The 24,125-nt window shown below is 55.7% G+C and carries 27 protein-coding genes; 18 read left to right on the top strand and 9 right to left on the bottom strand.

The window, feature by feature from the left end:
• The first annotated feature begins 5 nt into the window (after nt 1-5).
• The 13 genes from AC2T28_RS14535 to AC2T28_RS14475 all read left to right on the top strand — a co-directional run bounded on the left by AC2T28_RS14535 (nt 6) and on the right by AC2T28_RS14475 (nt 11,951).
• Nucleotides 6-299 (top strand): DUF1330 domain-containing protein, encoded by a 294-nt coding sequence (locus AC2T28_RS14535; RefSeq protein WP_486748759.1) that lies wholly within the window; start codon nt 6-8, stop codon nt 297-299.
• 36 nt (nt 300-335) lie between these two features.
• Nucleotides 336-803, top strand: coding sequence for a tellurite resistance TerB family protein (locus AC2T28_RS14530; protein ID WP_486748760.1), 468 nt, complete (start codon nt 336-338; stop codon nt 801-803).
• Entirely contained in the window at nt 803-1,243 is a 441-nt protein-coding gene (locus AC2T28_RS14525) for a tellurite resistance TerB family protein (RefSeq protein WP_486748761.1), read from the top strand. The genes AC2T28_RS14530 and AC2T28_RS14525 overlap by 1 nt, the downstream gene beginning before the upstream one ends.
• Complete coding sequence (locus tag AC2T28_RS14520) at nt 1,240-2,010, top strand: phosphate/phosphite/phosphonate ABC transporter substrate-binding protein (protein ID WP_486748762.1); 771 nt, start codon at nt 1,240-1,242, stop codon at nt 2,008-2,010. The genes AC2T28_RS14525 and AC2T28_RS14520 overlap by 4 nt, the downstream gene beginning before the upstream one ends.
• Nucleotides 2,011-2,321: 311 nt before the next feature.
• The gene (locus AC2T28_RS14515) at nt 2,322-3,095 is read left to right on the top strand and encodes an ABC transporter ATP-binding protein (RefSeq protein WP_486748763.1); all 774 of its coding nucleotides are present in this window, start codon (nt 2,322-2,324) and stop codon (nt 3,093-3,095) included.
• Between the two features lie 42 nt (nt 3,096-3,137).
• Nucleotides 3,138-3,845, top strand: a complete 708-nt coding sequence (locus AC2T28_RS14510) for a transporter substrate-binding domain-containing protein (RefSeq protein ID WP_486748764.1) — start codon at nt 3,138-3,140, stop codon at nt 3,843-3,845.
• A gap of 100 nt (nt 3,846-3,945) precedes the next feature.
• Nucleotides 3,946-4,827, top strand: a complete 882-nt coding sequence (locus AC2T28_RS14505; protein WP_486748964.1) for an ABC transporter permease — start codon at nt 3,946-3,948, stop codon at nt 4,825-4,827.
• A complete protein-coding gene (locus tag AC2T28_RS14500; RefSeq protein WP_486748765.1) occupies nt 4,824-5,630 on the top strand; it encodes an ABC transporter permease in 807 nt (268 codons plus the stop codon). Before AC2T28_RS14505 ends, AC2T28_RS14500 begins: the two co-directional genes overlap by 4 nt.
• Before the next feature lie 144 nt (nt 5,631-5,774).
• Nucleotides 5,775-7,094: a glutamine synthetase family protein gene (locus tag AC2T28_RS14495; protein WP_486748766.1), complete on the top strand. Its 1,320-nt coding sequence runs from the start codon at nt 5,775-5,777 to the stop codon at nt 7,092-7,094.
• Nucleotides 7,095-7,154: 60 nt separating this feature from the next.
• Complete coding sequence (locus AC2T28_RS14490; protein WP_486748767.1) at nt 7,155-7,835, top strand: type 1 glutamine amidotransferase; 681 nt, start codon at nt 7,155-7,157, stop codon at nt 7,833-7,835.
• Nucleotides 7,835-9,193: a glutamine synthetase family protein gene (locus AC2T28_RS14485; RefSeq protein ID WP_486748768.1), complete on the top strand. Its 1,359-nt coding sequence runs from the start codon at nt 7,835-7,837 to the stop codon at nt 9,191-9,193. Before AC2T28_RS14490 ends, AC2T28_RS14485 begins: the two co-directional genes overlap by 1 nt.
• 113 nt (nt 9,194-9,306) lie before the next feature.
• Nucleotides 9,307-10,617, top strand: a complete 1,311-nt coding sequence (locus AC2T28_RS14480) for an NAD(P)/FAD-dependent oxidoreductase (RefSeq protein ID WP_486748769.1) — start codon at nt 9,307-9,309, stop codon at nt 10,615-10,617.
• Nucleotides 10,618-10,742: 125 nt separating this feature from the next.
• On the top strand, nt 10,743-11,951 hold the full coding sequence (locus AC2T28_RS14475) for a DegT/DnrJ/EryC1/StrS family aminotransferase (protein ID WP_486748770.1): 1,209 nt from the start codon (nt 10,743-10,745) through the stop codon (nt 11,949-11,951).
• A gap of 93 nt (nt 11,952-12,044) precedes the next feature.
• Here AC2T28_RS14475 and phaR read toward each other — a convergent pair whose 3' ends face one another.
• Complete coding sequence (phaR, locus tag AC2T28_RS14470; RefSeq protein WP_486748771.1) at nt 12,045-12,614, bottom strand: polyhydroxyalkanoate synthesis repressor PhaR; 570 nt, start codon at nt 12,612-12,614, stop codon at nt 12,045-12,047.
• Between the two features lie 189 nt (nt 12,615-12,803).
• Between phaR and AC2T28_RS14465 the strand changes: the two genes are divergently transcribed.
• Nucleotides 12,804-13,673, top strand: coding sequence for an NAD-dependent epimerase/dehydratase family protein (locus AC2T28_RS14465; RefSeq protein ID WP_486748772.1), 870 nt, complete (start codon nt 12,804-12,806; stop codon nt 13,671-13,673).
• Nucleotides 13,674-13,763: 90 nt separating this feature from the next.
• Here AC2T28_RS14465 and AC2T28_RS14460 read toward each other — a convergent pair whose 3' ends face one another.
• A complete protein-coding gene (locus tag AC2T28_RS14460) occupies nt 13,764-14,207 on the bottom strand; it encodes a phasin, PhaP (protein ID WP_486748773.1) in 444 nt (147 codons plus the stop codon).
• 133 nt (nt 14,208-14,340) lie between these two features.
• Nucleotides 14,341-16,146 (bottom strand): PHA/PHB synthase family protein, encoded by a 1,806-nt coding sequence (locus tag AC2T28_RS14455; RefSeq protein ID WP_486748774.1) that lies wholly within the window; start codon nt 16,144-16,146, stop codon nt 14,341-14,343.
• 131 nt (nt 16,147-16,277) lie between these two features.
• On the opposite strand from AC2T28_RS14455, the gene phaZ reads away from it, so the two are divergent.
• From phaZ to AC2T28_RS14440, 3 genes are all read left to right on the top strand, one after another.
• The gene (phaZ, locus tag AC2T28_RS14450; protein ID WP_486748775.1) at nt 16,278-17,573 is read left to right on the top strand and encodes a polyhydroxyalkanoate depolymerase; all 1,296 of its coding nucleotides are present in this window, start codon (nt 16,278-16,280) and stop codon (nt 17,571-17,573) included.
• A gap of 2 nt (nt 17,574-17,575) precedes the next feature.
• Nucleotides 17,576-18,148 carry a DUF6151 family protein gene (locus AC2T28_RS14445; RefSeq protein ID WP_486748776.1) on the top strand — a complete coding sequence of 191 codons (573 nt, stop codon included), beginning with the start codon at nt 17,576-17,578 and terminating at the stop codon, nt 18,146-18,148.
• Nucleotides 18,149-18,229: 81 nt separating this feature from the next.
• Nucleotides 18,230-18,655, top strand: coding sequence for a GFA family protein (locus AC2T28_RS14440; protein ID WP_486748777.1), 426 nt, complete (start codon nt 18,230-18,232; stop codon nt 18,653-18,655).
• A gap of 216 nt (nt 18,656-18,871) precedes the next feature.
• Here the strand turns inward: AC2T28_RS14440 and AC2T28_RS14435 are convergent, their stop codons facing one another.
• The 6 genes from AC2T28_RS14435 to AC2T28_RS14410 form a co-directional block, all read right to left on the bottom strand.
• On the bottom strand, nt 18,872-19,027 hold the full coding sequence (locus AC2T28_RS14435) for a hypothetical protein (protein ID WP_486748778.1): 156 nt from the start codon (nt 19,025-19,027) through the stop codon (nt 18,872-18,874).
• A gap of 270 nt (nt 19,028-19,297) precedes the next feature.
• Entirely contained in the window at nt 19,298-20,014 is a 717-nt protein-coding gene (locus tag AC2T28_RS14430) for an alpha/beta fold hydrolase (protein ID WP_486748779.1), read from the bottom strand.
• 70 nt (nt 20,015-20,084) lie between these two features.
• Nucleotides 20,085-20,699 carry a hypothetical protein gene (locus tag AC2T28_RS14425; RefSeq protein WP_486748965.1) on the bottom strand — a complete coding sequence of 205 codons (615 nt, stop codon included), beginning with the start codon at nt 20,697-20,699 and terminating at the stop codon, nt 20,085-20,087.
• Between the two features lie 19 nt (nt 20,700-20,718).
• A complete protein-coding gene (locus AC2T28_RS14420; RefSeq protein ID WP_486748780.1) occupies nt 20,719-21,144 on the bottom strand; it encodes a VOC family protein in 426 nt (141 codons plus the stop codon).
• Nucleotides 21,144-22,136, bottom strand: coding sequence for an alpha/beta hydrolase (locus AC2T28_RS14415; protein WP_486748781.1), 993 nt, complete (start codon nt 22,134-22,136; stop codon nt 21,144-21,146). Before AC2T28_RS14415 ends, AC2T28_RS14420 begins: the two co-directional genes overlap by 1 nt.
• Nucleotides 22,136-22,885, bottom strand: coding sequence for an alpha/beta hydrolase (locus AC2T28_RS14410; protein WP_486748782.1), 750 nt, complete (start codon nt 22,883-22,885; stop codon nt 22,136-22,138). The genes AC2T28_RS14415 and AC2T28_RS14410 overlap by 1 nt, the downstream gene beginning before the upstream one ends.
• A 128-nt stretch (nt 22,886-23,013) precedes the next feature.
• Here AC2T28_RS14410 and AC2T28_RS14405 point away from each other — a divergent pair, with 128 nt between their 5' ends.
• Nucleotides 23,014-24,012 carry a lipoprotein N-acyltransferase Lnb domain-containing protein gene (locus AC2T28_RS14405; protein ID WP_486748783.1) on the top strand — a complete coding sequence of 333 codons (999 nt, stop codon included), beginning with the start codon at nt 23,014-23,016 and terminating at the stop codon, nt 24,010-24,012.
• Nucleotides 24,013-24,125: the final 113 nt, after the last annotated feature.

The following is a 24,125-nucleotide window of genomic DNA, read 5'->3' as shown; positions in this document are numbered from 1 at the left end:
GACAGATGCCAAAGGGATATTGGGTTGCCCATGTCGATGTGGATGACATGGACCGCTATAAGGACTACGTCGCTGCAAATGCAGCGCCTTTTGCCGAATATGGTGCGAAATTTCTTGTCCGGGGTGGACACAAAGAAGTGCGTGAAGGCCAAACACGCGCCCGTACTGTGGTCATCGAATTCAAAGATTTTGCAACGGCCAAAGCCTGTTACGACTCTGTTTCCTACCAAGATGCCAAATCTCTGCGCGATCCGGTCTCAACTGGCGACATGGAGATCATTGAGGGTTATGATGGGTAACCCCATACTGACAAGATACTCGTTCCGGAGAGTTTCATGCCACTTTTGAAAAAACTATTTCAAGCCATTCGCCCGCAGGGCCAGACCAAACTACCTGATCCAGATGCCGAACTAGCCCTGGGAGCCCTGTTGGTGCGGGTGGCGCAATCGGATCGTGAATATCAGCTCGAAGAGATCAGCCTGATCGATCGCACCCTTGCGCGGCTCTACCAGCACAACGCAATCGAAGCCGCCAAAGTGCGGGCTACTTGCGAAAAGCTCCAGGCTGCAGCACCCGAAAGCGATACTTTTGGCCGCCTGATCCGTGAAACCACAGGAATTGACGAACGTTTGGCTGCAATGGACGCCCTTTGGGAAGTAGTGCTGGCCGATGGCCGCGAACACCCCGGCGAAGTCAGCATCATCGAAGAAATCCGCAGCGAAATGGGCCTGTCTTACGCCGACAGTCAAGCGGCCCGCACCAAGGCCAAGGCCAAACTCGCAACTCAGTCCGAGGAAAACTAATGTTCAAAGACCTCCTGAACAAACTACTACAGCCGGCCCCTTCAGCGCTGGATCCTCAGGATGCGCGCCTTGCGCTGACTGCGCTGCTGGTTCGCATTGCACGGTCAGATCATAACTATGCAGACGTCGAGCAGGACCGCATTGATCGCATTATTTCAGCCCGTTACGGTCTGGATATGGGCGAAGCGATCATTTTGCGCGAACAGGCCGAGGCAATGGAGGCCGAGGCCCCAGACACGGTTCGCTTTACCCGCGCCATCAAAGAGGCGGTCGCATACGAAGACCGTATCGGCGTGATCGAATCACTGTGGCAAGTGGTGCTGGCTGATGGCCACCGTGATGAAGGCGAAGATGCTATTTTGCGTCTGTCCGCCAACCTGCTAGGCGTTAGTGATGTGGACAGCGCCTTGGCCCGGCGCCGGATGGAGAAAGCCCAGTGATTGCTTATCTCGGAATGTATGACCGCCCTGAAACCGCAGCGGCAAACGATGCATTCTGGCAAGCAATCCGAACGGAGCTGGGGCAAGGCCCCGATCACCTGTCACGCGATGCAGATGTCTGGGACATCTGGAGATCACCCGATCTGCTGCTCGCCCAGACCTGCGGTATGCCCTATCGAACCCGGCTCTACAGTCATGTTCAGTTGGTCGGAACCCCCGACTACGGCCTGCCTGACTGCCCTCCGGGGCATTACAACAGCGTCATCCTCGCCCACAAAAACCGCGAAGGCGACTCTCTGGCCGCATTTGATGGCCAGCGCTTTGCCTATAACGAGGCGCTGTCCCAGTCAGGCTGGGCGGCCCCTGTGATGCACATGCGCGAGCAGCGGCTTATGCCTGGCGAACTTGTTGAAACCGGCAGCCACCAAAACTCAGCTCTTGCCGTTGCCGAAGGACGCGCCGATTTTGCCTCTTTGGACGCAGTAACCTGGGCAATGATTCAGCGTTACGATGATTTCTCATCAGAACTCACCGAGATCACGCGTACCAGTCCCACTCCGGCCCTCCCCTTTATCACGTCAATTGACAAGGATAGGCAGTCGCTGTTTGGGGCTCTAACCTCGGCAGTGGCAAACCTAACTGACAGTGATCGCGCAACTCTGCAGTTAACAGGCATGATGGAAATTCCCCCTGCGGAATATCTGGCAGTGCCAACACCTTTGGGACCCACCCTGATGGTTCGGCAGGGTCGAAGCGCTCTCAACTGACGAGGCATCTGGATCTTGGGATTTTGAAGTGCTTGCGTGCCCCAGAATCCTGATCACAAAACTGCCCTTTCCGACGACTTCGTACAGCCAAGTTTCAACCGGCAACTGCATCCTGAATAAAATCATAAATCGGACGGTGACTTATCGTGGTTTTCCAAACCAGCAGCCAAGAAGCCCCCACTTCCGTTCCGACGCATATTATGGTCAAATCGCCACCTAACTCGACGCATTACCCGTTTTGCACATTGCATTAGTGCCATTTTTAGGTCCAATACTGTCTTTAACTTCACAACAAGCGGATACTAAGACCCTTGACCGACGAAACACCTGTTCTGCAAATCCGCGATTTACACAAATCTTATGGTGAACTTGAGGTCATCAAAGGGGTCGATATAACTGCTAAACGCGGCGACGTTGTTTCCCTCATCGGCTCTTCGGGCTCGGGAAAATCTACTTTATTGCGTTGCTGCAATCTTTTGGAAGACAGCCAACAGGGCGAGATCCTGTTCAAAGGTGAGCCGATTTCCTGGGGTGGAAATGGGCTGAACCGCCGCCCGTCAGATGCAAAACAAATACTTCGCATCCGCACCAATCTCAGCATGGTGTTCCAACAGTTCAATCTGTGGGCGCATATGTCGATCCTGCAAAACGTAATGGAAGCCCCAGTGACCGTTCTTGGGCGCGACCGCGACGAAGCCGAAGCCTCAGCGCGCAAGTATTTGGAAAAAGTGGGTATTGGCGACAAATGCGACGTCTACCCCGCTCAGCTTTCTGGAGGCCAGCAGCAACGCGCAGCCATTGCCCGTGCCCTGTGCATGGAACCCGAAGCCCTGCTGTTTGACGAACCTACTTCGGCTTTGGACCCAGAGCTGGAACAGGAAGTGGTCAAAGTGATCAAGGACCTTGCAGCCGAAGGCCGCACCATGCTGATCGTGACCCACGACATGAAGCTTGCCGCTGATGTGTCTGACCATATTGTGTTCTTGCACAAAGGTCTGATCGAAGAAGAGGGCAGCCCGGACGAATTGTTCGGCAATACCCGATCCGAACGGTTGCGTGGCTTTTTGTCCGCCACACGTCACTGATAAGAACAATAATCAATAACCAACCTTAATGGGAGTAATCCAATGAAATCCTTGTTTTTGGGCACCGCCGCTCTGGCACTGACCGCCAGCTTTGCAATGGCCGACACTGTTCGCCTGGGCACCGAAGGCGCCTACCCTCCATACAACTTCCTGAACGATTCAGGCGAAGTTGACGGTTTTGAGCGCGAGTTGGGCGACGAGCTGTGCAAACGCGCTGGCCAGACTTGTGAGTGGGTCACCAACGACTGGGATTCGATCATCCCTAACCTGACCTCGGGCAACTACGATGCCATCATCGCTGGCATGTCGATCACTGCTGAGCGCGCTGAAGTTGTTGACTTCACCCAGGGCTACACTCAGCCGTCGCCATCTTCCTTCGCTGCAATGTCTGCTGACGTTGACCTGAAGACAGCGGTGATTGCAGCTCAGGCTTCGACCATCCAGTCGGCTCACGTTGCTGAATCAGGTGCGACTCTGGTTGAATTCCCAACACCGGATGAAACCATCGCTGCTGTTAAATCAGGCGAAGCGGACGCGGTTCTGTCTGACAAAGACTACCTGAACCCAATCGTTGCAGAAACCGATCTGATGCTGATCGAAGACATCCTGCTGGGTGGCGGCATCGGCATGGCGTTCCGCAAGTCCGATGCTGAACTGCGCGGTAAGTTCGACGCAGCGATCGCTTCGATGAAAGAAGACGGTTCGCTGAACGAGCTGCTGGCAAAATGGGAGATCGAGGGCCAATTCTGATCGCCCTGATCTAACATCAAGACCTGTGAGAGGGGGCTTTGCTCCCTCTCCTTACTATTCCCGTTGCGATCCTGAACGGCTCTAGAATTCGAGGCTCACCATCTTCTCCTATTGCTCTGATCCTGCCGTCCTTGAGGGCATCAAGTGGCTAAGCTGCTACCTGACCACAGGTAAGCACATGTCCTTCTATGTCTCGTTTGGGACAGTTTTGTTGCTCTTGGCCATCACGGCCCCCACCGCAATGGCCTTTGGCTTTGGTGGCGCCATGGCAGCTCGCGCACGGTTTGCTCCGCTTAGCTGGCTGGGCAAAGGATATATCGCCATCGTCCGTGGTGTACCTGACATCGCCTTCTTCATGTTCTTTGTCATTGCATTGGACCAGGGCATTGAATGGCTGCTGCACAAGGCAAAATGCCCAGACTGGGCTGAACCCATTCGCCAGGGCAGCGACTTTGTCGTCTGCGACATAGCCAAGATGCCATTGGGATCTTCTCCCCAGTGGATGCACGAGGTCTATGGCTTTTCCCTCGCGGTCATAACCTTTGCCATCGTTTTTGGCGCCTTTGCCGCCAATGTTTTATACGGGGCGATGCGCGCGGTTCCCCACGCCCAGATCGAAACCGCCGAAGCATATGGCATGACACATCGCCAAACGTTTTGGCGCATTCTGGTGCCGCAGATGTGGGTCTATGCCCTACCCGGCTTGTCGAACCTTTGGATGGTTCTGATTAAGGCCACGCCGCTGTTGTTCTTGTTGGGCGTCGAAGACATTGTTTATTGGGCCCGCGAAATGGGTGGATCTAAGACCGCCAAATTCACCGCCTATCCCCATGGTGACTGGCGCATGTGGTACTTCCTGGCGCTTCTGGTCTTCTATCTTGCCTTTACCAAAGTCTCCGAAGTTTTCCTGGAGAAACTAATGACACGACTTTCTCACGGGCAGGCCACCCTGGGTGGCGAAGCACAAAGGAAAGCGTCATGAGCTGCTTTCAGACTGTACAAGACTATGCATTCCGTTCGCTTGGCTACGGCGAACGTTTGCTGCCGCGCAGTGATTTCACCCTGTGTGAACAGTTCACCCTGATCGGTTCCGGCATGATCTGGAATGTTTACTTTGGTGTTCTGGCCGTCGTCACCGGGTTCTTTTTTGCAACTGCACTCGCCGTGGCCAAGAACTCTAGCCACGCCAGATACCGCAAACCGGCTGAATGGTTCATCTTCCTGTTCCGTGGTTCGCCACTGTTCATCCAGTTCTTCTTTGCCTACTTCCTGTTTCTTAGCCTCAAGGGTGTTTCACCGATCTTTGATCCGTTCACCTCAGCCTGGCTGGGTGCTTTGATCGTGCTGTTCCTGAACACCGCCGCCTATACTGGCGAGATCTTCTACGGCGCGCTTCAGTCGATCCCCAAGGGTGACGTAGAAGCTGCCGATGCCTACGGCCTGTCCGGCTGGCCCCGGTTCAAACGGATTGTCTGGCCCACCATGCTTCGCCTCGCCTGGCCTGCCTATACAAACGAGGCAATCTTCCTGTTCCATGCCACCACGCTGGTCTATTTCTCGGGCTTTCCGGCCTGGCGTCAAAAAGGCGATGCGCTGTACTATGCCAGCTACTTTGCGGATAAAACGTTCAACCCGTTTATCCCCTACCCGATCCTGGCGTTCTACTTCATCATGCTGACGCTGTTGATCATCTCGCTGTTTGGAATAGTGAACAAACGCCTGAACCGGCATTTGCCCCAGGCACGGCGAGCAAAAATCAAGTTCAAGCCAAATATCATGCGCTAATCACCGTATTGGTTTTCGTTCAAATGGCTCCTTCGGGAGCCATTTTTGTTTACGCAGCCCCTTCAACTGAAACTTTTGATCAAATTATCTTGGCGCGGGCAAAGTCCTGCGCTACACCTCTCTTAATCACTAAGGGAGCCCACTATGGATCTGTCTAGCCTCAGCACCATTCGCATTGCCGCTTGCGACCTGAACGGTCAGATGCGGGGCAAGCGCATGCCCTCCACAATGGCCGCAAAGTTCGACAAGGGTGGCGCACGCTTGCCGCTGTCCGCCCTGAACCTAGATCTCTGGGGCAGCGATATCGACGATAGCCCACTGGTGTTTGAATCCGGTGATGCAGATGGCGTTTTGCTGCCAACCGATCGCGGCCCTGTTGCCATGCCCTGGTTAGCCAATGCCTCAGCACTGGTGCCGATGACCCTGCACTATGATGATGGGAAACCATTCTTGGGTGACCCTCGCCATGCGCTTGAAACCGTATTGGAAAAATACTCCAACCGCGGCTGGACCGTCATTGCAGCCACCGAAATGGAATTCAACCTGGTTGATGCCAACGGTGACCAGCCCTGCCCTCCTAAGAACCCTGTGACAGGACGTGCGCTTGACAGCCACGCCACAATATCTCTGGCCGAATTAGATGCCTTTGATGACTTTTTCACCGACCTCTACAACGCGTGCGAGGCTATGGGCATCCCCGCCCAAACCGCCATTTCTGAAGGTGGCTTGGGCCAGTTCGAAATCAACCTGAACCACCAGGATGCCCTGCGTGCGGCGGATGATGCTTGGTTATTCAAAGCCATGGTCAAAGGCATCGCACGCAAGCATGGGCTGGCTGCAACGTTCATGGCCAAGCCTTATGCCGAGGAAGCCGGTAATGGAATGCACGTCCATTTCTCGGTGGTAGATAGCGATGGAAACAACGTCTTTGACGATGGCAGCGACACCGGGTCTGACCTGCTGAAACATGCCGTCGCCGGATGTCTCGCAGCTATGCCTGCCAGCACATTGATCTTTGCGCCGCATGGCAATTCCTACGAACGGTTGGTGCCAGGGGCCCATGCACCCACCAGCGCCGCCTGGGGCTATGAGAACCGCACAGCGGCTATTCGCATCCCCGGTGGCCCCCCTGTGTCGCGACGTATCGAACACCGGGTGGCCGGTGGCGACATCAACCCCTATTTGATGCTCGCAACTGTTCTAGGCGCAGCCCTTGTGGGTATCGAAGATCAAATGATGCCCCCGGCCCCGATCACGGGAAATGCGTATGAGATCGCAGATCTGCCACAGCTGGCAGACAGCTGGGGCGCCGCCATTGATACCTTTGAAACCGATCCGCTGATCGCGCGGATCCTGCCAGACATGACAATCCGCAATCTGGTGATGACCAAACGGCAAGAGATGCGCCTCTTTGCAGAGCGCCCTAAAGAGACGCACTGGTTGTCCTTGCTGGAAGCAGTCTGAGCCCCCTTGTCCGACCGTTCGGCCTCCGCTAGGCTGAATTTGATCAAATTTAGGTGACACATGAGAATCGGAATACTTCAAACCGGCCGCGCCCCTGATGCGCTGATCGAAACCTCGGGTGACTACGACCAGATGTTTCGCACCCTGCTGGATGGCCACGGATTTGAATTTGAGACTTACGCGGTGCTGGACGGGGTCTTTCCCGAAAGTGCTGACGCTGCCGACGGCTGGCTGATCACCGGATCCCGGTTTGGGGTCTACGAAGATCACGACTGGATCCCCCCGCTCGAAGAGCTGATCCGCGACATCCACGCCAAGGGGCTGCCCACGCTTGGTATCTGCTTCGGCCATCAGATCATCGCACAGGCTCTGGGCGGCAAGGTCGAGAAATACGAGGGTGGCTGGGCAATTGGCCGGGTTGAATACAATCAAGACGGTCGCTCTCTGTCGATGAACGCTTGGCATCAGGATCAGGTGACGCAACTGCCCAAGGACGCCCGCGTTCTGGCAGGTAACGACTTCTGTCCGAATGGCATCCTTGCCTACGGTGACACCATCTGGACCGTGCAGCCCCACCCCGAATTCAAATCTGACTTTGTCGGCGGCTTGATCGAAAAACGCGGTCGCGGTGTGGTGCCTGACCCAATTCTGGACAAGGCCCAGACCAAACTGGAAGTGCCTAACGACAGCGACGAAATCGCCAGTTTCATGGCGTCATTCTTGAAGAAAGAGAGGGCTTAATGTCCGATTGGAAATCCACCCTGCCCGAAGCTGCCAAGGCCTATCTGGATGGCCGTCGCCTGGACGAAGTTGAATGCATCGTCTCTGACCTGCCCGGCATCGCCCGCGGCAAAGCGGTTCCTGCCTCTAAGTTCGCCCGGCAAGACTATTTTCACCTGCCCGACAGCGTGTTCTACCAGACCATCACTGGTGGTTGGGGTGAGGCCGCAGGCGAAGATGGCTTCATCGAAAAGGACATGGTGCTGCGCCCGGACATGAGCACAGCCACAGCTGCGCCCTGGACCGGCGATTGGACTCTTCAGGTGATCCATGACGCTTTTAACAGCGCTGGCGAGCCAATCCCATTTTCACCCCGCAATGTGCTGAAACGAGTGGTTGATCTCTATACGGCCAAAGGCTGGAAGCCTGTTGTGGCGCCGGAAATGGAATTCTATCTGGTGGCCCGCAACACCGACCCGCTACAAGAAATCAAACCAATGATGGGCCGCTCGGGCCGCCCCGCCGCCGCCCGTCAGGCCTATTCGATGACGGCCGTGGATGAGTTTGGCCCGGTGATCGACGACATCTATGACTTTGCCGAGGCGCAGGGGTTCGAAATTGATGGCATCACCCAGGAAGGCGGCGCCGGTCAGCTGGAAATCAACCTGGTCCACGGCGATCCGATCAAACTTGCCGACGAAGTGTTCTACTTCAAACGCCTGATTCGCGAGGCCGCTCTGCGCCACGACTGCTATGCCACCTTCATGGCTAAGCCGATCGCCAACGAACCTGGCTCCTCCATGCATGTGCACCACTCGATCATCGATACAGCTACGGGTGATAACATTTTCTCCGGCCCGAATGGCGAGGAAACCGACGCCTTTCATCACTTCATTGGAGGTCTGCAAACCCACCTACCCGCAGCAATCGCTGTGCTGGCACCCTATGTGAACTCCTACCGTCGCTACGTCAAAGACCAAGCTGCGCCGATCAATCTGAGTTGGGCCAAAGACAACCGGACCACAGGTATTCGTGTGCCGCTGTCTGGTCCCTCGGCCCGTCGTGTTGAAAACCGTCTGGCAGGCATGGATTGCAATCCATACCTTGGCATTGCAGCCTCGCTGGCCTGCGGATATCTTGGCATGACCGAACACCGCAGCCCAAGTGCCGAGTTCAAAGGCGACGCCTATGCCGCCGACGAAGACATCCCTCAGGTCATGGGTGAGGCGCTGGAGCTTTTCGACAGTGCAGAGGCGCTTCATAAGGTGCTGGGTGAAGATTTTGCCCGTGTCTATTCCATCGTGAAGCGTGCCGAGTATGACGAGTTCCTGCAGGTCATCTCACCTTGGGAACGCGAACATCTGCTGCTGAATGTCTGAGGCAGATTCGCAACCGCTGGCCAGGTTCGGCGGTTGCGAATTGAGTATTTGAAGCAAAAAGAAACATCTGGAGCCTGACCAACGGGTCGGGCCCGACCACACGGGGGCACACTATGGGTTTGAACCTGCTGCACAGCAATGATCGCAAGGGCCAGTATCCCAATAGCTGGTATGCCGCGACAGCAAATACGCTAAAGCCTTTTGCCCCCTTAAACGGCGACGCGCGCGCCGATGTCTGTATCATTGGTGGTGGCTACACCGGCCTTTCGGCCGCGCTGCATCTGGCTGAGGCCGGATTGAGCGTGGTCCTGCTCGAAGCCCATCGCGTTGGCTTTGGAGCTTCTGGTCGTAATGGAGGCCAACTAGGCAGTGGTCAACGTCTGGACCAAGATGGTCTTGAGGCATTGATGGGAGATCCAGAGGCTGCAAAACTGTGGCAGCTGGGCGAAGATGCCAAGGATCTGGTCAAGGATCTGATCAAGCGCCACGACATTGATTGCGACCTGAAACCCGGCGTCGCCTGGACCGGCTCCAGCAAGAGCGACGTGGCGCATCTACATGAATACGGCGCGCATCTGCAGGACCGTTATGGCTATGACGAGCTTGAAATACTGGACAAGCAGTCCTGTCATGAGATGTGCCCCTCGCCCGATTATCAGGGCGGTTTTTTGGATATGGGCGCAGCGCATCTGCATCCGCTGAACTATGCACTTGGGCTGGCAAAGGCAGCGGCGGCCGCAGGCGCCGCTCTTCATGAGCAAAGCGAAGTTCTTCAGTTAGAGCCGGGCGCGCAGGTCAAAGTCAACACCGGCGCAGGCAGCGTCACCGCCGATCACCTGGTCCTGGCCTGCAACGGCTACCTTGGCGGATTGAATGGTCAAGTGGCCGCAAAGGTCATGCCGATCAACAACTTCATCGCCGCAACCGAACCACTGGGAGATGACGCCGCCAAGGTTCTAACTCGTGATGTTGCGGTGGCCGACAGCAAGTTTGTCGTCAATTACTTCCGACTCAGCGCTGACAAACGGCTGCTGTTTGGTGGCGGCGAAAGCTATGGCTACAAGTTCCCAAGCAACATCGACGCCGTTGTACGCAAACCCATGAGCCAGATTTTCCCACACCTGCGTGACGTAAAGGTGGATTATACTTGGGGCGGCACACTTGGCATTACCATGAAGCGAATGCCCTATCTGGCCCGTCTTGGCCCAAATGTGTTGTCGGCTTCGGGCTATTCCGGGCATGGCGTTGGAACGGCCACCCATGCGGGCCAGCTGATGGCTTTGGCGATCCAAGGGCAAAGCGAAGGATTCGACGCCATGTCACGCGTTCCGGCCCCCTCCTTCCCCGGCGGGCCAGGCATGCGCTCACCGCTCTTGGTCTTGGCCATGACATGGTACGCCATGCGCGACCGCCTGGGCCTGTAAACTCGTTATCCTTGCAACAGATCAGTAGTTTCTTGCCAAATCTTCGGCGTGAAGTACGGATTCCTCTTGGCACGCCCCGCCCTTTGTTTTACCTTTTCCAAAGGTTAAATTCAGGAATTTGAAATATGCGGACCCTCCCCAACGTACATCAAGCCGAATCCATCCCTGCAGCAGCGCGCGAAGCCATTGATGCATTGATGTTATCCGGTGACTTGTTCCGCTATACCGCGCCACAAGACGCCCCAGTTGCGCTGCTCGAACAGGAGTTTGCCGAGCTGTTGGGATGCAAATATGCCCTGGCTGTATCCTCCTGTTCCGCCGCTTTGTTCCTGTCGCTCAAAGCCCTCGATTTGCCCCGCGACTCCCGCGTTATGATCCCCGGCTTTACCTTTGCTGCGGTGCCCTCATCGGTGGTACATGCCGAATGTGTGCCCGTTCTGTGTGAAGTCGGCGACAATTACCGGATCAATCTGGCCGACTTCGAGGCCAAGCTGGATCAGGATATCAAGGCTGTGATCATCAGCCATATGCGCGGTCACACCTCGGACATGGATGCCATCATGGCGCTTTGTGATGCCCGGGATATCCCGGTGGTCGAAGACGCAGCGCATTCGCTGGGAACAACCTGGAATGATCGCAACATCGGCACCATTGGCCGTATCGGCTGCTTCTCGTTCCAGTCGTATAAGATGATCAACGCTGGCGAAGGAGGGATCCTGATCACCGACGACGCCGAACTCGTCGCCCGTGCTGTAGTCATGTCGGGCGCCTACGAACACAATTGGCAAAAGCACAAGGGCCCCCGTGGCGACAACTCCGACGATCTGGCGCAGGCTTTTGTCAAATGGCAGAACCAGCTGCCCCTGTATAACTTGCGGCTAAGCAACCTGTCGGCTGCGGTCATCCGCCCGCAACTTCCCGAGCTGATGCGCCGGGTACGGGACGGGCGCGCCAACCATGACTACGTCGCCGAACGCTTGAACAGTTCCCCTGTTCTGCACGTCCCCACCGCGTTGCCACCAGAACAACGCGCCCCGGACTCCATCCAGTTCAATCTGGTTGATATGTCTGCCCAAGAGATCAAGTCTTTTGCCACAGCAACCGAAGCGCGCGGCCTCAAGGTGCAGATTTTTGGTCTGTCCGACGATAATGCACGCGCCTTCTGGAATTGGCAGTTCATCAAAGACTTGCCAGAACTGCCACAAACCCGCGCAATGCTGATGAAGGCCTGCGATGTGCGCCTTCCAGTCAGGCTGACACGTGATGAGCTGGATGTCATCGCCGATGTTCTGCTCGAATCCGCCGCCGAAGTAAAAGGCCGGGCCGCAGCCTAACACAACAAAACCCCGGAGTTTTCCGGGGTTTTGTTTAAGGCCACCTGTCAGCCTGTGTAGAGTGCGTGCTTGCGCGCACCACCAGCGCGGGGGCTATTTCAGTTTTGAAAGCTTGTCCTGCAGTTCTGCCAATTGCTTTTTGATATCATCCAGGTCTTCGCCGCTATCGCTCTCAGGCTTGGAACTTTCACGAGATCCTCCAGCCCAACCATTTCCCATTGCGCCTGCCATACCGCCAGTCATGGCCTTCAAGAACGCCTCTTGCTGAGCTTTAAGCGCTTCAAAGCCGGGTATTTGCGCCATTGGGTTCATCGCCGTCATCGTTTCGGCCATCTGCGATTGACTGTCGCGCAACATTTCAAACGAGCTTTGCAGGAACTGCGGCATCATCCCACCACCCGGCACCATATAACTACGTACCAGATCGTTCAGCACATCCACCGGCAGCACATTCTCTCCCCGGCTTTCGTGTTCTGCAATGATTTGCAGCAGGTATTGCCGGGTCAGGTCATCACCCGACTTCAGATCAATAATCTGAACCTCGCGCCCCGCACGAATAAAGCCAGCGATATCTTCCAGTGTGACATAGTCGCTGGTCTCGGTGTTATACAGTCGACGACTGGCATACCGCTTGATCAGCAAGGGTTTTTCCTGTTCCGCCATGTCGATACTCCCGGCATATGATGCATTGCAGCAAAGCCTATGCGAGCGCAGCACAAAAAGAAAGCACTGTAGGTCCCGCTAAACAAATTGTTCCGGTCCTTTAACGACACCGGCGACTTTTTCTTCTTGACCTAAAGTGGGCTTGAGCTTTTAGAGAGTTACCCCAGAGAACAACACATGGGGCAACACATGAAAATTCTTATCTTGGGCGGAACTGGCTCGATAGGCACAGCCGTTACACAGGAATTGGTCCAACATGGGCACGACGTAATCGGCCTTAGCCGCTCAACAAGGTCAGACGACAAGCTGAAACAATTGGGGGCAACGCCCCACCGCGGTGATCTGCGGCACCCAGAAGTCTGGGCCAAGCTGGTGACCGAAATTGACGGTTTGATCCAATTGGCAACCACGTTTGACGACGACATGGCCCAGGTCGATAGCCATGCGATGGATGCGATACTGCGACAGGCCGCACGACGGCACACACCTTTGCGGCTGCTCTATACCGGCGGTTGCTGGCTCTACGGAGAAACCGGCAACCGGGTTGCCTGCGAAACCCGGCCTCTGCGCCCCATTTCCTCTTTTGCCTGGATGACGGAAAATGGTGACACCTTGTTTGATGCGCCACAAATCTCACCCGCAATTCTCCACCCTGCTATGGTTTACCACCAAGAAGGCGGTGTGTTCACACGCTTTATCCAACAGGCACAAGCCGGTGACCCGATCGAGGTTTGGGGCAGTATCACTACCCGCTGGCCACTGGTGCATCGCGATGATCTGGCCGTGGCCTATCGCTTGCTGATGGAAAACACTGACCTGACCGGTAGCTTCAATGTCGCAGCACAACATGGGATTTCAGTGTCTGACATCATCTCCGAAATCACCCAGCGCCATAGCCATCAAGAAGGATACCTGGTGAGAAACCTGAAACACGTGGTTGCCAAGCACGGGGATTGGGCCGAGGGGCCGACATTAGACCAACAGATGAGCGCCGATAAAATTCGCAGCGCCTGTGGTTGGCAGCCTCGCCATACCCAATTTCAGAACGCCCAGTTCTAAGCACCCGAAACGACAAAGGGCAGGTCTTTCGACCTGCCCGTCAACACAAGAACACCTAGAGGGAGGAGCAGGTGTCGCTTGTGGACTATCTTATTTCTTTGCAGCTTTTTTGGCTGCCGAAGTCACATCATCAGTGGCCTTCTTAACTGCAGTCGCTGTCTCTTCGCTGATTTCTTTGCCAGCAGCCATCATCAGCTCAACAGTGTCCATCTGGACCTTCTTGGCGATTTCGGCAAAAGCAGCCATGTTTTCAGCAGCAACTTCAGCCGAGGCACTGGCGAAATCAGTGACAGCTTTGGCGTAGTCAGCCGGATCAGCCTGAGCTTTGGACATACCGCCCAGCTTGGCCAGAGTTTCTTTGGTCCACTTGCTGGAAACTTCAGCGGATTTCTCAGCCGCGTCCAGAGCAACGTTCGACAGCTTTTCGTTCAAAGCGGCAGTGTTCTTAACTGCGTCTTCCATAGCAGTGGTGTCCACAGGAAATGCACCCATCATGTCTTTCATGACGGCGGTAAAGTCTTGGTTCAAAGCCATAGTTCCAAATCCTCATCATGCCGCCGTCGGGACCATCCCGGCTGCTTGGCATAGTGAGAATATGCTTTCTGCAACGCAGCATTTCAAGATATTTCTTGCTGCACTGCAGAATATTTTCAACTTTCCAGCATTTTCAGCGCCTTGCGCTTAGCTTTACATAGGTACCAGGGGCCGGTGACAGCGGTGGATGCTCAGAATCACCCGGTTGTCGCGCCTCGACCTGCTTGCCCGACCGCTTTTTCAGCCAGGCCTGCCAACGCGGCCACCACGAGCCGTCGTTGAACTTGGCCCCTTGCAACCAACCGTCTGCATCCTGCTTCAGATCATCATTGGTATAGTGGCCATATTTCTTTTTGCTTGGCGGATTGACGATGCCAGCGATATGGCCGGATTCAGACACAATAAAACTCTTGCTACGCGAGCCCATCTGCTGAACGCCGCGATAACAGTCTTTCCAGGCGGCAATATGATCCGTCTCGCAGGTGATGGCCATCAAGGGCACATCCACCTCACTCAGACGCAGGGTGTGGCCCATCAGCTCAAACCCGTCACCGGCAAACTCATTTCGCTGACATAGGCCCCGCAGATATTGCACCGCCATCTTGGCTGGCAGGTTGGCCCCATCTCCGTTCCAGTACAGCAGATCAAACGCAGGTGGAGTCTGCCCCATCATGTAGCTGCGAATAGCTGGGGCATAGATCAAGTCGTTGGACCGCAGGAACGAGAAGGTGCGCGCCATGATGTAGGACCGCAACATACCAACCTCGTTCACCTCTTCCTCGATCCCGTCGATAAAGTCGTTTTGCAGGAAAGGTGTGAACTCCCCCTGCTCAGCAAAATCCGTCAACGCTGTAAAGAAAGTGGCCGACTTCACCGATTTATCGCCACGTTGTTTCAGTAACGATAGGGTCAGGCTCAGCGTGGTGCCAGCGATACAATAGCCCACAGCGTTCACCTGCTTAACCTTGCAGATCTCCTTGGCCTTCTCAATCACAGTCAGGAACCCATCCTGAATGTAGTCCTCCATGCCGACCTCGGCATAGCTTTCGTCCGGGTTGATCCAAGACACCACAAACAAGGTGTACCCCTGCTCGACCACCCATTTGATCAGGCTGTTCTGCGCCTTCAGGTCCAGAATGTAGAACTTATTGATCCAGGGCGGGAACAGCACAATCGGCGTATCAAACACAGTGTCAGTCTTGGGGCTGTACTGGATCAGCTCCATCATCCGGTTGCGATAGACAACTTCACCCTCACTGGTGGCAATATTCTCCCCCAGTTCAAAGGCCCTTTCGTCCGCCAGTTTAACCACTAACTCGCCGTTATTGGCCTCCAGATCCTCAACCAGGTTTTCCAGCCCATCAATCAGCGATTGCCCTTCGGTCTCAACCGCCTTTTCCAGTGCATCCGGGTTGGTCGCCAAAAAGTTGGTCGGTGCCATCATGTCAACGATCTGATCGGCGAAATAGCTGAGCCGCTGTTTGTCAGTGCCTTCCAGATCACCAACCTCGGCTACCGATTGTCGGATGGCTTCGGCGTTGGTTTGGTACTGTTGCTTGACGAAACTAAAATAAGGGTTGTTCTGCCACAAAGGGTTGGAAAACCGCCGGTCGGTCGAGGCAGGCCGCGCCCCTTTGTCAGATGCCTCATTTGTGAGCATCTGTTGCGCCTCAGCAAAATTCATCACCGATTTGCCCCAGAATTCAACCTGTTGTTCGAGCAGTTTGGCCGGATTTTGCACGACCCCGGCCCAATATGCCGTTGCTGCGCGCGCAAAGAGATCCTGATTCGGACCATCCAATGCCTCGTTATGCGACTTTTTATTAGCCATAACGTCAAGCAACCGCTTAGAAAGCTGCTCGACATGATTCATATTTTTCTGAAGTCTTTCAATATGTTCCGGATCGCAAATGGAACCAAAATCGTCACTAGTTGTCATTTTAAGGAATTCCCCTTAATTTTCTGCTATGCAGAATAACGTCGTCCCCATGTTAGGGCAAAGCGACCAAAAGTCCGATGGGTAGATATTGCTCCACCATAAAAATCGGACAAAATCTGAGGGACTCGAGCATGCGCTATATGATGACATACGACTTGATGGAAACCGCCCGCAACACCAACCAGTGGCTGGGCGCAACCGCAAGAGCGATGGCATCCTACCCGATGTTCTCTGCGATACCCAATCCCGCGCTGAACTGGATGGCCGCCTGGGGTGAAGTCACCGAGCGTACCTTCCAGCGTATGGCCGTGAAACCCGACTGGGGCATCCGCACCTTTACCTGCGAAGATGGTAAAGACCATTTGGTTGAGATTGACACCGTGATCGAGCGCCCCTTTGGCGATCTGATCCATTTCAAGGTTTCGGGCCGCGAGGAACAACCCCGCAAAGTTCTGCTGGTGGCGCCAATGTCCGGCCACTACGCCACTCTGCTGCGCTCTACCGTCAAAAGCCTGCTGGTCAATTGCGAAGTCTATATCACCGACTGGCACAATGCCCGCGACATTCCGGTCTCGGCTGGTAAATTCGACATCGAAGACTACAGCCTGTACCTCGTCGATTTCATGCGCGAAATGGGTCCTGACACCCATGTTGTCGCCGTGTGCCAACCCGTTCCACTAGCCCTGGCGGCCACCGCCTATCTGGCCGAACTTGACCCAGCTGCACAACCAAGTTCCCTGACCCTGATCGGCGGCCCAGTCGATCCCGACGCCGCCCCAACCGAGGTCACCGACTTTGGCGCCCGTGTAACTATGGGCCAACTCGAAGAAACCATGATCCAGCAAGTTGGTTTCAAATATCCCGGCGTTGGCCGCATGGTATATCCCGGCCTGCTGCAGCTTTCTTCGTTCATCTCCATGAATGGCGAGCGCCACACCAAGGCCTTTACCGACCAGATCCAGCGCGCCGCGCAGGGGGAAAGCTCGGACCACGACAGCCACAACCGCTTCTATGACGAATACTTGGCGGTGATGGACATGACGGCTGAGTTTTACTTGTCGACAGTCGAACGTATCTTCAAGACCCGCGAGATTGCCCGCAACGATTTTACCATCGACGGCCACAAGGTTGATTTCAGCAAAATCACCGATGTTGCAGTCAAAACCGTCGAAGGTGCCAATGATGACATCTCGGCCCCCGGCCAGTGTATCGCGGCACTTGACCTATGCACCGGCCTGGATGACAGCCGCAAGGCCAGCCATGTCGAGCCCGGCGCGGGCCACTACGGCATTTTTGCAGGCCGCAGCTGGCGCAACAACATCCGCCCATTGGTCATTGACTTCATGGATGCCAACAGCCGCAGCGCCAAGCCCAAGGCAAAAGCCAAGACCAAGCGCAAACCGGCCAACAAAAACGCGGCGGCCTGATCATGGCCGCAAGTGAACAGAGTTTTGCCTGCAACTGCGGTGAGTTTCAGGGCCATGTCTCGGCCCATGGCGTCAAATCCGGCACCCGCGTGGTCTGCTATTGCCCTGACTGCCGCGCCAACGAGCTGTATCATGGCCAACCTGACCCAGCCCCAGAGCCGGTAGACCTGTTCCAACTGTCGCCTGATACCATCACTATAACCAAGGGCACCGAACACTTGGCGCTGATGCGCTTCAGCCCCAAAGGCACCCTGCGCTGGTATGCGGGCTGCTGCGGCACGCCGTTTGCCAATACCCTGGCCAAACCCACCCTGCCCTTTGCAGGCCTGTGCGCCAATATGTTCGCAGACAAGGCTGCTTTGGGTAAGATCAAGGCCAAAGCCTTTATCCCCCAACATGGCAAGCCCGCCAAAACCAAGGGCGCTGCGGGCATGGCGCTTGGCATCATCAGCCGCATGGCCACCAGCCGCATGTCAGGCCGCTGGCGCGAAACGCCGTTCTTTGATGTGGAAACCGGCAAACCGGTGGCCGAGGCAACGATCCCTTCCAAGGAAGAACGGGCCAAATATTACTAAGCCTTCGCACCCTATCAGCCAATACTCGATGTCACCGAGTTGTGAGTTGCGTCAATTCGCAACCTCCATATCCTCCCGGCCATGAAACATCATTATACCGGTAAATGCCTTTGTGGATTAGTCACCTACGAGGCGAATTGCGAGCCGATCATCGTCGCTCAATGTCACTGTGAAGAATGTCGCAGACTAAGTGGCACAGGCCATACGATTGGCGCCATGTTCCCCATGGATAAAGTCATCTTGCATGGCGAAATGAGCAATTATGCCTATCAATCAAGCAAGGGCTCTGAAGTTACCAAAGCCTCCTGCACAAATTGCAACAGCCCAATCTTTGGCACAAACTCGCGAACACCAGATCATTTAACACTCTCACTTGGCACGATGGACGATGCCAGTGAACTGAATATCCAGGTTGTGATTTTTGAGCGTGACAAGCAGCACTGGGATCAACTTGAGCAGAACGTCATGGCCTTTGCAACGCAACCGGATTGGAAACCCGACACATAACCGCTTCCCTAGCCCGCCAACTAATCAAACAACGCCCGGTTCACCACATCCAGTTGCGCTGGCCTTGGCAAATGCAAACACGACATTTCTCGATTCAAATTCAGACTGGTCCAGTTGAAACCAATTTTGGCAGAAACCGATCGTGCCGTGGGGGCCGATTTAAGCCCCTGAAACAAGTTTTAGGCCACTGGCAGGTCTCATCTAGACCAAATCTTGTTATCCGTTGATCAGCATCAGGATTGAAACAATCGGAGGACAGAAAATTATAGCCACATTCAGCAGAATGAACCCCAGCTCGGGTTCAGCCTTCCGTATTTTGGCGATGTTGGTTGGATCCGACCCAACTTTGGATTTTTCCCGTGTTCTCTTCATACTAGTACCCAACTCACCACTCGTTAAAACGCATTCGCTTCCTAGTTCAGACTGATTACCCACATGCTGTCTCACCAAACGCACACATGAGGGCTGTCCAACTTTAAATATTAATTAACCTGTATGAACGAGGCGTTCGACTTGTCAAAAGTCCACCACCGCGCCTCATTAGATTCGAAACCTACCTAAAAGGTCAGCGGCCTAACCAACGCCCTAACCTTTGTCGTGCTCTTCTCTTACTGGCGCTTTGCAATTCGGCCTCAGGCACGACTACACCGCCAACCAATCCTTCAGCACCCGATTCACCACATCCGGCCGCTCTAACGTAGGCAAATGCCCGGCAGCCGTGATCACTTCCAACGTCGCTGTGGGGATCAGTTCCGCTAAAAATTCATGCCTCTTTACTGGTGTCAGCTGGTCATACTCACCACAGAGGATCAGCGTTGGCACGGCGCATTTTCTCAGCGTCCCCTGCTGGTCCCGCCGCCGCTGCAAGGCCCGTGTCTGATTCACAAACAGCGCCTGCCCCAACTCGATCCCCATCTGCTGCACATAATTGAGGATCTCAATACGCTGCGGCCCAGGCGCCAGGTATTCAGGCAGCATTGATTTGCGCAGCACATCTTCCAACCGCCCCGTACGGGCGTTGATGATCAGTGGCTCGCGGGTTGCAGCCTGGGCGGGTGTATCGGCTAGCGGACTAGTACTGATCAGGCAGAGTTTGCTAACCCGTTCCGGGGCACGCCGTAGGATCTCCATCGCCACGATACCGCCCATCGACAGCCCCGCCAAAACAAATCTCTGAGGCAACTGACGTAGCAGGTGGACGGCGATGTCTTCGATCCGCTCGCCTCCGATCAATGGGGCAACGGTTACAGGCACATGTGCGGACAAGGCCATAATTTGCGGTTGGAAGATCCGTGCGTCACACATCATTCCTGGCAGCAGCACCAAAGGATCCTGCGAAATCTGCCCAACCTGTTCCATCTTACCCGCCCCAAGGTCGTTTCTGCGCGCAGCTTAACACTGGCTCTAGCGTCACGCCAGAGAAAGTCACTTAAGCCCCGAACAAACCTTGGAATTTTGGAAAGTCCGCATAGCGCTCCTGCCGTTGCGGCAATGTCTCGCTAGGTTCTTGTCCGGCAAACAACAACCGCCCACGTGGGGCGATATAGCTGTCGATCCGGCGCATGGGCTTGGGGCGCCACACCAGATTGAACGCACAAAGCTTGGGAAAGAACCAGATCTCGGAGTAGTCCAGATGATCGTGCAGCCACCAAGCCAGGTCACGCCAGTCCCGCCCTTGATCATACTGATCTGCGAACCACGGGATCACAATCGACGCCCCTGCCACCTGTGCATCACCAGTTGCCCAGTCCCAGATGTGACATTCCAGCGGATTGTCATTGCGCGCGCAGTTCAGCTGGTTTTGGTTGCCAAATTCATTCACCGCCCGCGACCGATAGCCCGACCGCACTGCCACACGGCCAAAGGTGTCCTGCAGCGGGTCCAGCAGCGCGCGGCAAAAGGCGCTGCCGGTCTCAATCGCCAACTCCGGATCATCGGGGATGTTCTGGAGCTGGTGAAAATTGGCGATCTCTGAATACAGAAACTCGCGCATATAGAAATGTTTCGACAGGCGCACGCGGCCTAGGGTTTCCAGGCTCCACATGCTGCCCGGGCGGCGCATTTTAGTAGCCGTTCCAGCGGAACGCGCCGTTGTCATCCAGTGGCGAGAACGGATTGTGGGCAACTTCCCACACCGATCCGTCCGGTGCCTGGAAATAGCCGTGGTATCCCCCCCAGAACACATCTGCCGCTGGTTTCAGGATTTCGGCACCGGCGGCCTTGGCCCGCGCCAACACATCATCGACCTCTTCTTTGCTGCGCGTGTTATACCCCAAGGTCACAGCGCCCTGGCCCAGTTCCGAAACCGGCAGACCAATGTCATCTGCAAGGGCTTGCAACGGGTACAGTCCCAGGGTCTGGCCGATGATATCAAAGGCGATGATCCCTTCCTGACTTTCCACCCGCTTCCAGCCCAGTGTCTCATAAAAAGAGGCCGCCGCCTCCATATCGGAAACCCCAAGCGTGATCAGGCTAATCCGTTGCTCCATCATTCAATTCCTTTGTCTTTCAACCAGCTCAGAAAAACCTGGATCGTTTTATCCGTTTGTCCCGGCGACAGAATATCTCCGGTAGAGACATGTGCATTTGGATCATCATCTTCGCCCGGTGTTACCTTGTATACGTCACCCGCCCCGCCCCAGTTCTGCGCAACTTGGTCAGTCAGATCTGAACGTACGATCTTGTCCGTGTCGGCAAAATAGAACAAAGCAGGAACTTTTATCTGACCTACATCCATTTTCACCACCCTGTCAACCAGCGCCGCCATAGGTAGAACCGCAACTGAGGGATAGGACCGTGTCCAAAATCTGGCGTGATCTTCGCTCCGCGCAGGAAGCGACAATTGCCGCCCAGCCAGTGGTGGCAGCCAATACCGCGCTGCAGGCCAGGTCAGCAAAGGTGCCATTGCGGTTTTGAGCCCATAATTTGGCGACACAAAGATCATCGCAGCGATATCGCTCGACAATTCCGGGTCCAATGCCGCTGCCGTCGCCAGTGTCGCCCCGGTTGACGAGGCAATCACCACCACCTGTTCGCCAACCTGCCGTGCTGCCGCCAATCCCTCGGCCAGATCCATCATCCAGTCATTCACCGTGGCCTCTACCATGGCTTCACCTGTCCGCCCGTGCCCGCGCAGACGAGCAAACACCAGATTGGCCCCCAGTGCATCTGCCACCCGGTCAGGCACCGGGCGAATTTCCTCGGAACTCGCGGAAAACCCGTGCACATACAGCACAGAATAGGGCGTACGCTGCTCCTTGTACCCCTCCTGCCAGATCACCCGCTTCTCGGTGCCCGGTTTCAGGTCCGCGACATTGCTTTCAACGCTTTCGAAATAAACCTGTACGCCTTCGCCAAACCGACGCGGCTCAAACGAGGCTTTTAGGTCAACAGGTTCATAAGGACCAAACGCCCACAACACAGCGGCCAAAACCGCCAAAACCATTAGTACGCGTCCCAGCAGCCAACCAATCCACCGCATCAGACCTCTCCCAGCACGTCCTCAACAGCGTCTTCAATCATTTGTAGGCAGGGCCCGTCCGAGAACCGGTGATCCGCATCCTTGACCAGGTTCAGCCGCATGTCGTCACAGGTCGCATGATCCATCAGCCGCAGCGCAGTTTCAGTACTTACAGCAGTATCCGCCGTTCCTTGCAAACAGCGCACCGGGAATGGCAGATTTAGCGGATCACGCAGCACCAGTTGCTCCCGGCCATCCTCGATCATCCGCTTGGTGATGATATAGGGTTCCATGTAATCGCTGGGCAGCTCCACATGGCCCACCTTCTCCAGCTCCAGTTTCTGCATCGGGGTGAAATTGGCCCAATAGCCATCCTCGGTAAAATCAGGCGCTGCGGCGATGGTCACCAGTCCATGCACCCGCTCGGGCATCGCCTTGGCCAGCAACAGCGCCTGCCAGCCCCCCATGGACGAGCCAACCGGAACAATCCGACCCTCGGTCAGCTCGGAAATCGCGGCCACCGTGTCCTGATGCCAATCGCCAATGCAGCCCTCGGTAAACTGGCCCGAGCTTTCGCCGTGTCCCGAATAGTCAAACCGCAAAAACGCGCGTCCCTGCGCTTTGGCCCAGGCTTCCAGATGCACCGCCTTGGTGCCCTCCATATCCGATTTCAAACCACCCAGAAATACAATCCAGGGGCCTGTGCCTTCGCTGCGATGATAGGCAATCCGGCGCCCCTCAGGGCTGTCTAGAAATGTAACCGCACCCATGTCCACTCTCCTGCTTTTGCCCAAGATGTGACACGCCCGGCACGGCCCTGCAATTGGTGATTGCCCCCTAAACAGTTTGCATGGGGCCCGTTCTGGTCCATAAGGTCACAAAAAGCCCGAGGTATTTCGTGTCAAAATTCTTTAAGATCATTCTGTTCGCCATCGCAATTTTGGCGCTGGCCCTAGTCACCACATGGGCCTCCCTCGCCATGTGGTATCGCCTCCCCTTTGGCACCCCGATCCGCGCGGTTTTTGCAGGGGGATTTGCCCTGTTTGGCCTCGCTGTGATTATCGCCCAGTTCCGCCCCCGCCGCCTACGCGCTCTGGCCACCTATTGTCTGGCCTTGGCCAGCGTCATCTTCTGGTGGTCCACCATCACGCCCCCGTCCGAGGCAAACTGGGCCCCCGACGTCGCACGCCAAGTCACCGGAGAGCTCAACGGCGACCAGCTAACCCTGACCAATGTGCGCAACTTTGACTGGCACACAAAAACCGAGGCCACGGAGAACTGGGAAACCCGCAGCTACGATCTTGCCAACCTGCAAGGGGTCGATCTGTTCATGTCCTATTGGGCAGGCCCACAAATGGCCCATATGATCGTCAGCTTTGACTTTGCAGATGCCGACCCAATCGCCTGGTCGGTCGAGGTCCGCCGCCAAGTAGGCGGGGGCTTCTCTCCCATTGCTGACCTGTTCAAATCCAACACTCTGGTGATTGTCGCGGCAGATGAGCGCGACGTAGTTGGCACCCGCAGCAATGTGCGCGGCGAAGATGTCCAGCTCTACCGCATCAACACCACCCCGGAAAAGGCCCGTGCCCTGCTGCTGCAATATGTTCAGGCCTCTAACCGGCTGGCGGCCAATCCCCATTGGTACAACTCGCTGATGACCAATTGCACCACCGTTGTGCTTACCATGATCCGCACCATTGTCGACGAGGTCCCGCTGGACTGGCGCGTGGTCGCCAACGGTTATCTGCCTGAATACGCCTATGACCGGGGTGTGCTCGACAGCCGCCTGACCATGCAGGACCTGCGCGACCGTTCGCACATCAACACCGCCGCTCAGGCCCATGGTCTGACCACAGGGTTCAGCGCGGCTATCCGTCAGAATGTACCAAAGCCTTAACCCTTCTTCTTGTTGGAAATACCTAGAACAGCGCAAGGGGCTAGTCCCTCGCCCCTCAACGCTTGACAGCTGCGCCACAGCCTGCCAAATCAGCCAAACACATATACCCGCAA

Source organism: Parasedimentitalea nitratireducens (assembly GCF_057444295.1).
This window is presented reverse-complemented; position numbering and strand designations above follow the sequence as displayed.

Coding starts and splice junctions, on each gene's coding strand:
- AC2T28_RS14535 (WP_486748759.1), top strand. CDS start 6: ATGCCAAAGGGATATTGGGTTGCCCATGTCGATGTGGATGACATGGAC.
- AC2T28_RS14530 (WP_486748760.1), top strand. CDS start 336: ATGCCACTTTTGAAAAAACTATTTCAAGCCATTCGCCCGCAGGGCCAG.
- AC2T28_RS14525 (WP_486748761.1), top strand. CDS start 803: ATGTTCAAAGACCTCCTGAACAAACTACTACAGCCGGCCCCTTCAGCG.
- AC2T28_RS14510 (WP_486748764.1), top strand. CDS start 3,138: ATGAAATCCTTGTTTTTGGGCACCGCCGCTCTGGCACTGACCGCCAGC.
- AC2T28_RS14500 (WP_486748765.1), top strand. CDS start 4,824: ATGAGCTGCTTTCAGACTGTACAAGACTATGCATTCCGTTCGCTTGGC.
- AC2T28_RS14495 (WP_486748766.1), top strand. CDS start 5,775: ATGGATCTGTCTAGCCTCAGCACCATTCGCATTGCCGCTTGCGACCTG.
- AC2T28_RS14490 (WP_486748767.1), top strand. CDS start 7,155: ATGAGAATCGGAATACTTCAAACCGGCCGCGCCCCTGATGCGCTGATC.
- AC2T28_RS14485 (WP_486748768.1), top strand. CDS start 7,835: ATGTCCGATTGGAAATCCACCCTGCCCGAAGCTGCCAAGGCCTATCTG.
- AC2T28_RS14480 (WP_486748769.1), top strand. CDS start 9,307: ATGGGTTTGAACCTGCTGCACAGCAATGATCGCAAGGGCCAGTATCCC.
- AC2T28_RS14475 (WP_486748770.1), top strand. CDS start 10,743: ATGCGGACCCTCCCCAACGTACATCAAGCCGAATCCATCCCTGCAGCA.
- phaR (WP_486748771.1), bottom strand. CDS start 12,614: ATGGCGGAACAGGAAAAACCCTTGCTGATCAAGCGGTATGCCAGTCGT.
- AC2T28_RS14465 (WP_486748772.1), top strand. CDS start 12,804: ATGAAAATTCTTATCTTGGGCGGAACTGGCTCGATAGGCACAGCCGTT.
- AC2T28_RS14460 (WP_486748773.1), bottom strand. CDS start 14,207: ATGGCTTTGAACCAAGACTTTACCGCCGTCATGAAAGACATGATGGGT.
- AC2T28_RS14455 (WP_486748774.1), bottom strand. CDS start 16,146: ATGACAACTAGTGACGATTTTGGTTCCATTTGCGATCCGGAACATATT.
- phaZ (WP_486748775.1), top strand. CDS start 16,278: ATGCGCTATATGATGACATACGACTTGATGGAAACCGCCCGCAACACC.
- AC2T28_RS14445 (WP_486748776.1), top strand. CDS start 17,576: ATGGCCGCAAGTGAACAGAGTTTTGCCTGCAACTGCGGTGAGTTTCAG.
- AC2T28_RS14440 (WP_486748777.1), top strand. CDS start 18,230: ATGAAACATCATTATACCGGTAAATGCCTTTGTGGATTAGTCACCTAC.
- AC2T28_RS14435 (WP_486748778.1), bottom strand. CDS start 19,027: ATGAAGAGAACACGGGAAAAATCCAAAGTTGGGTCGGATCCAACCAAC.
- AC2T28_RS14430 (WP_486748779.1), bottom strand. CDS start 20,014: ATGGAACAGGTTGGGCAGATTTCGCAGGATCCTTTGGTGCTGCTGCCA.
- AC2T28_RS14425 (WP_486748965.1), bottom strand. CDS start 20,699: ATGTGGAGCCTGGAAACCCTAGGCCGCGTGCGCCTGTCGAAACATTTC.
- AC2T28_RS14420 (WP_486748780.1), bottom strand. CDS start 21,144: ATGGAGCAACGGATTAGCCTGATCACGCTTGGGGTTTCCGATATGGAG.
- AC2T28_RS14415 (WP_486748781.1), bottom strand. CDS start 22,136: ATGCGGTGGATTGGTTGGCTGCTGGGACGCGTACTAATGGTTTTGGCG.
- AC2T28_RS14410 (WP_486748782.1), bottom strand. CDS start 22,885: ATGGGTGCGGTTACATTTCTAGACAGCCCTGAGGGGCGCCGGATTGCC.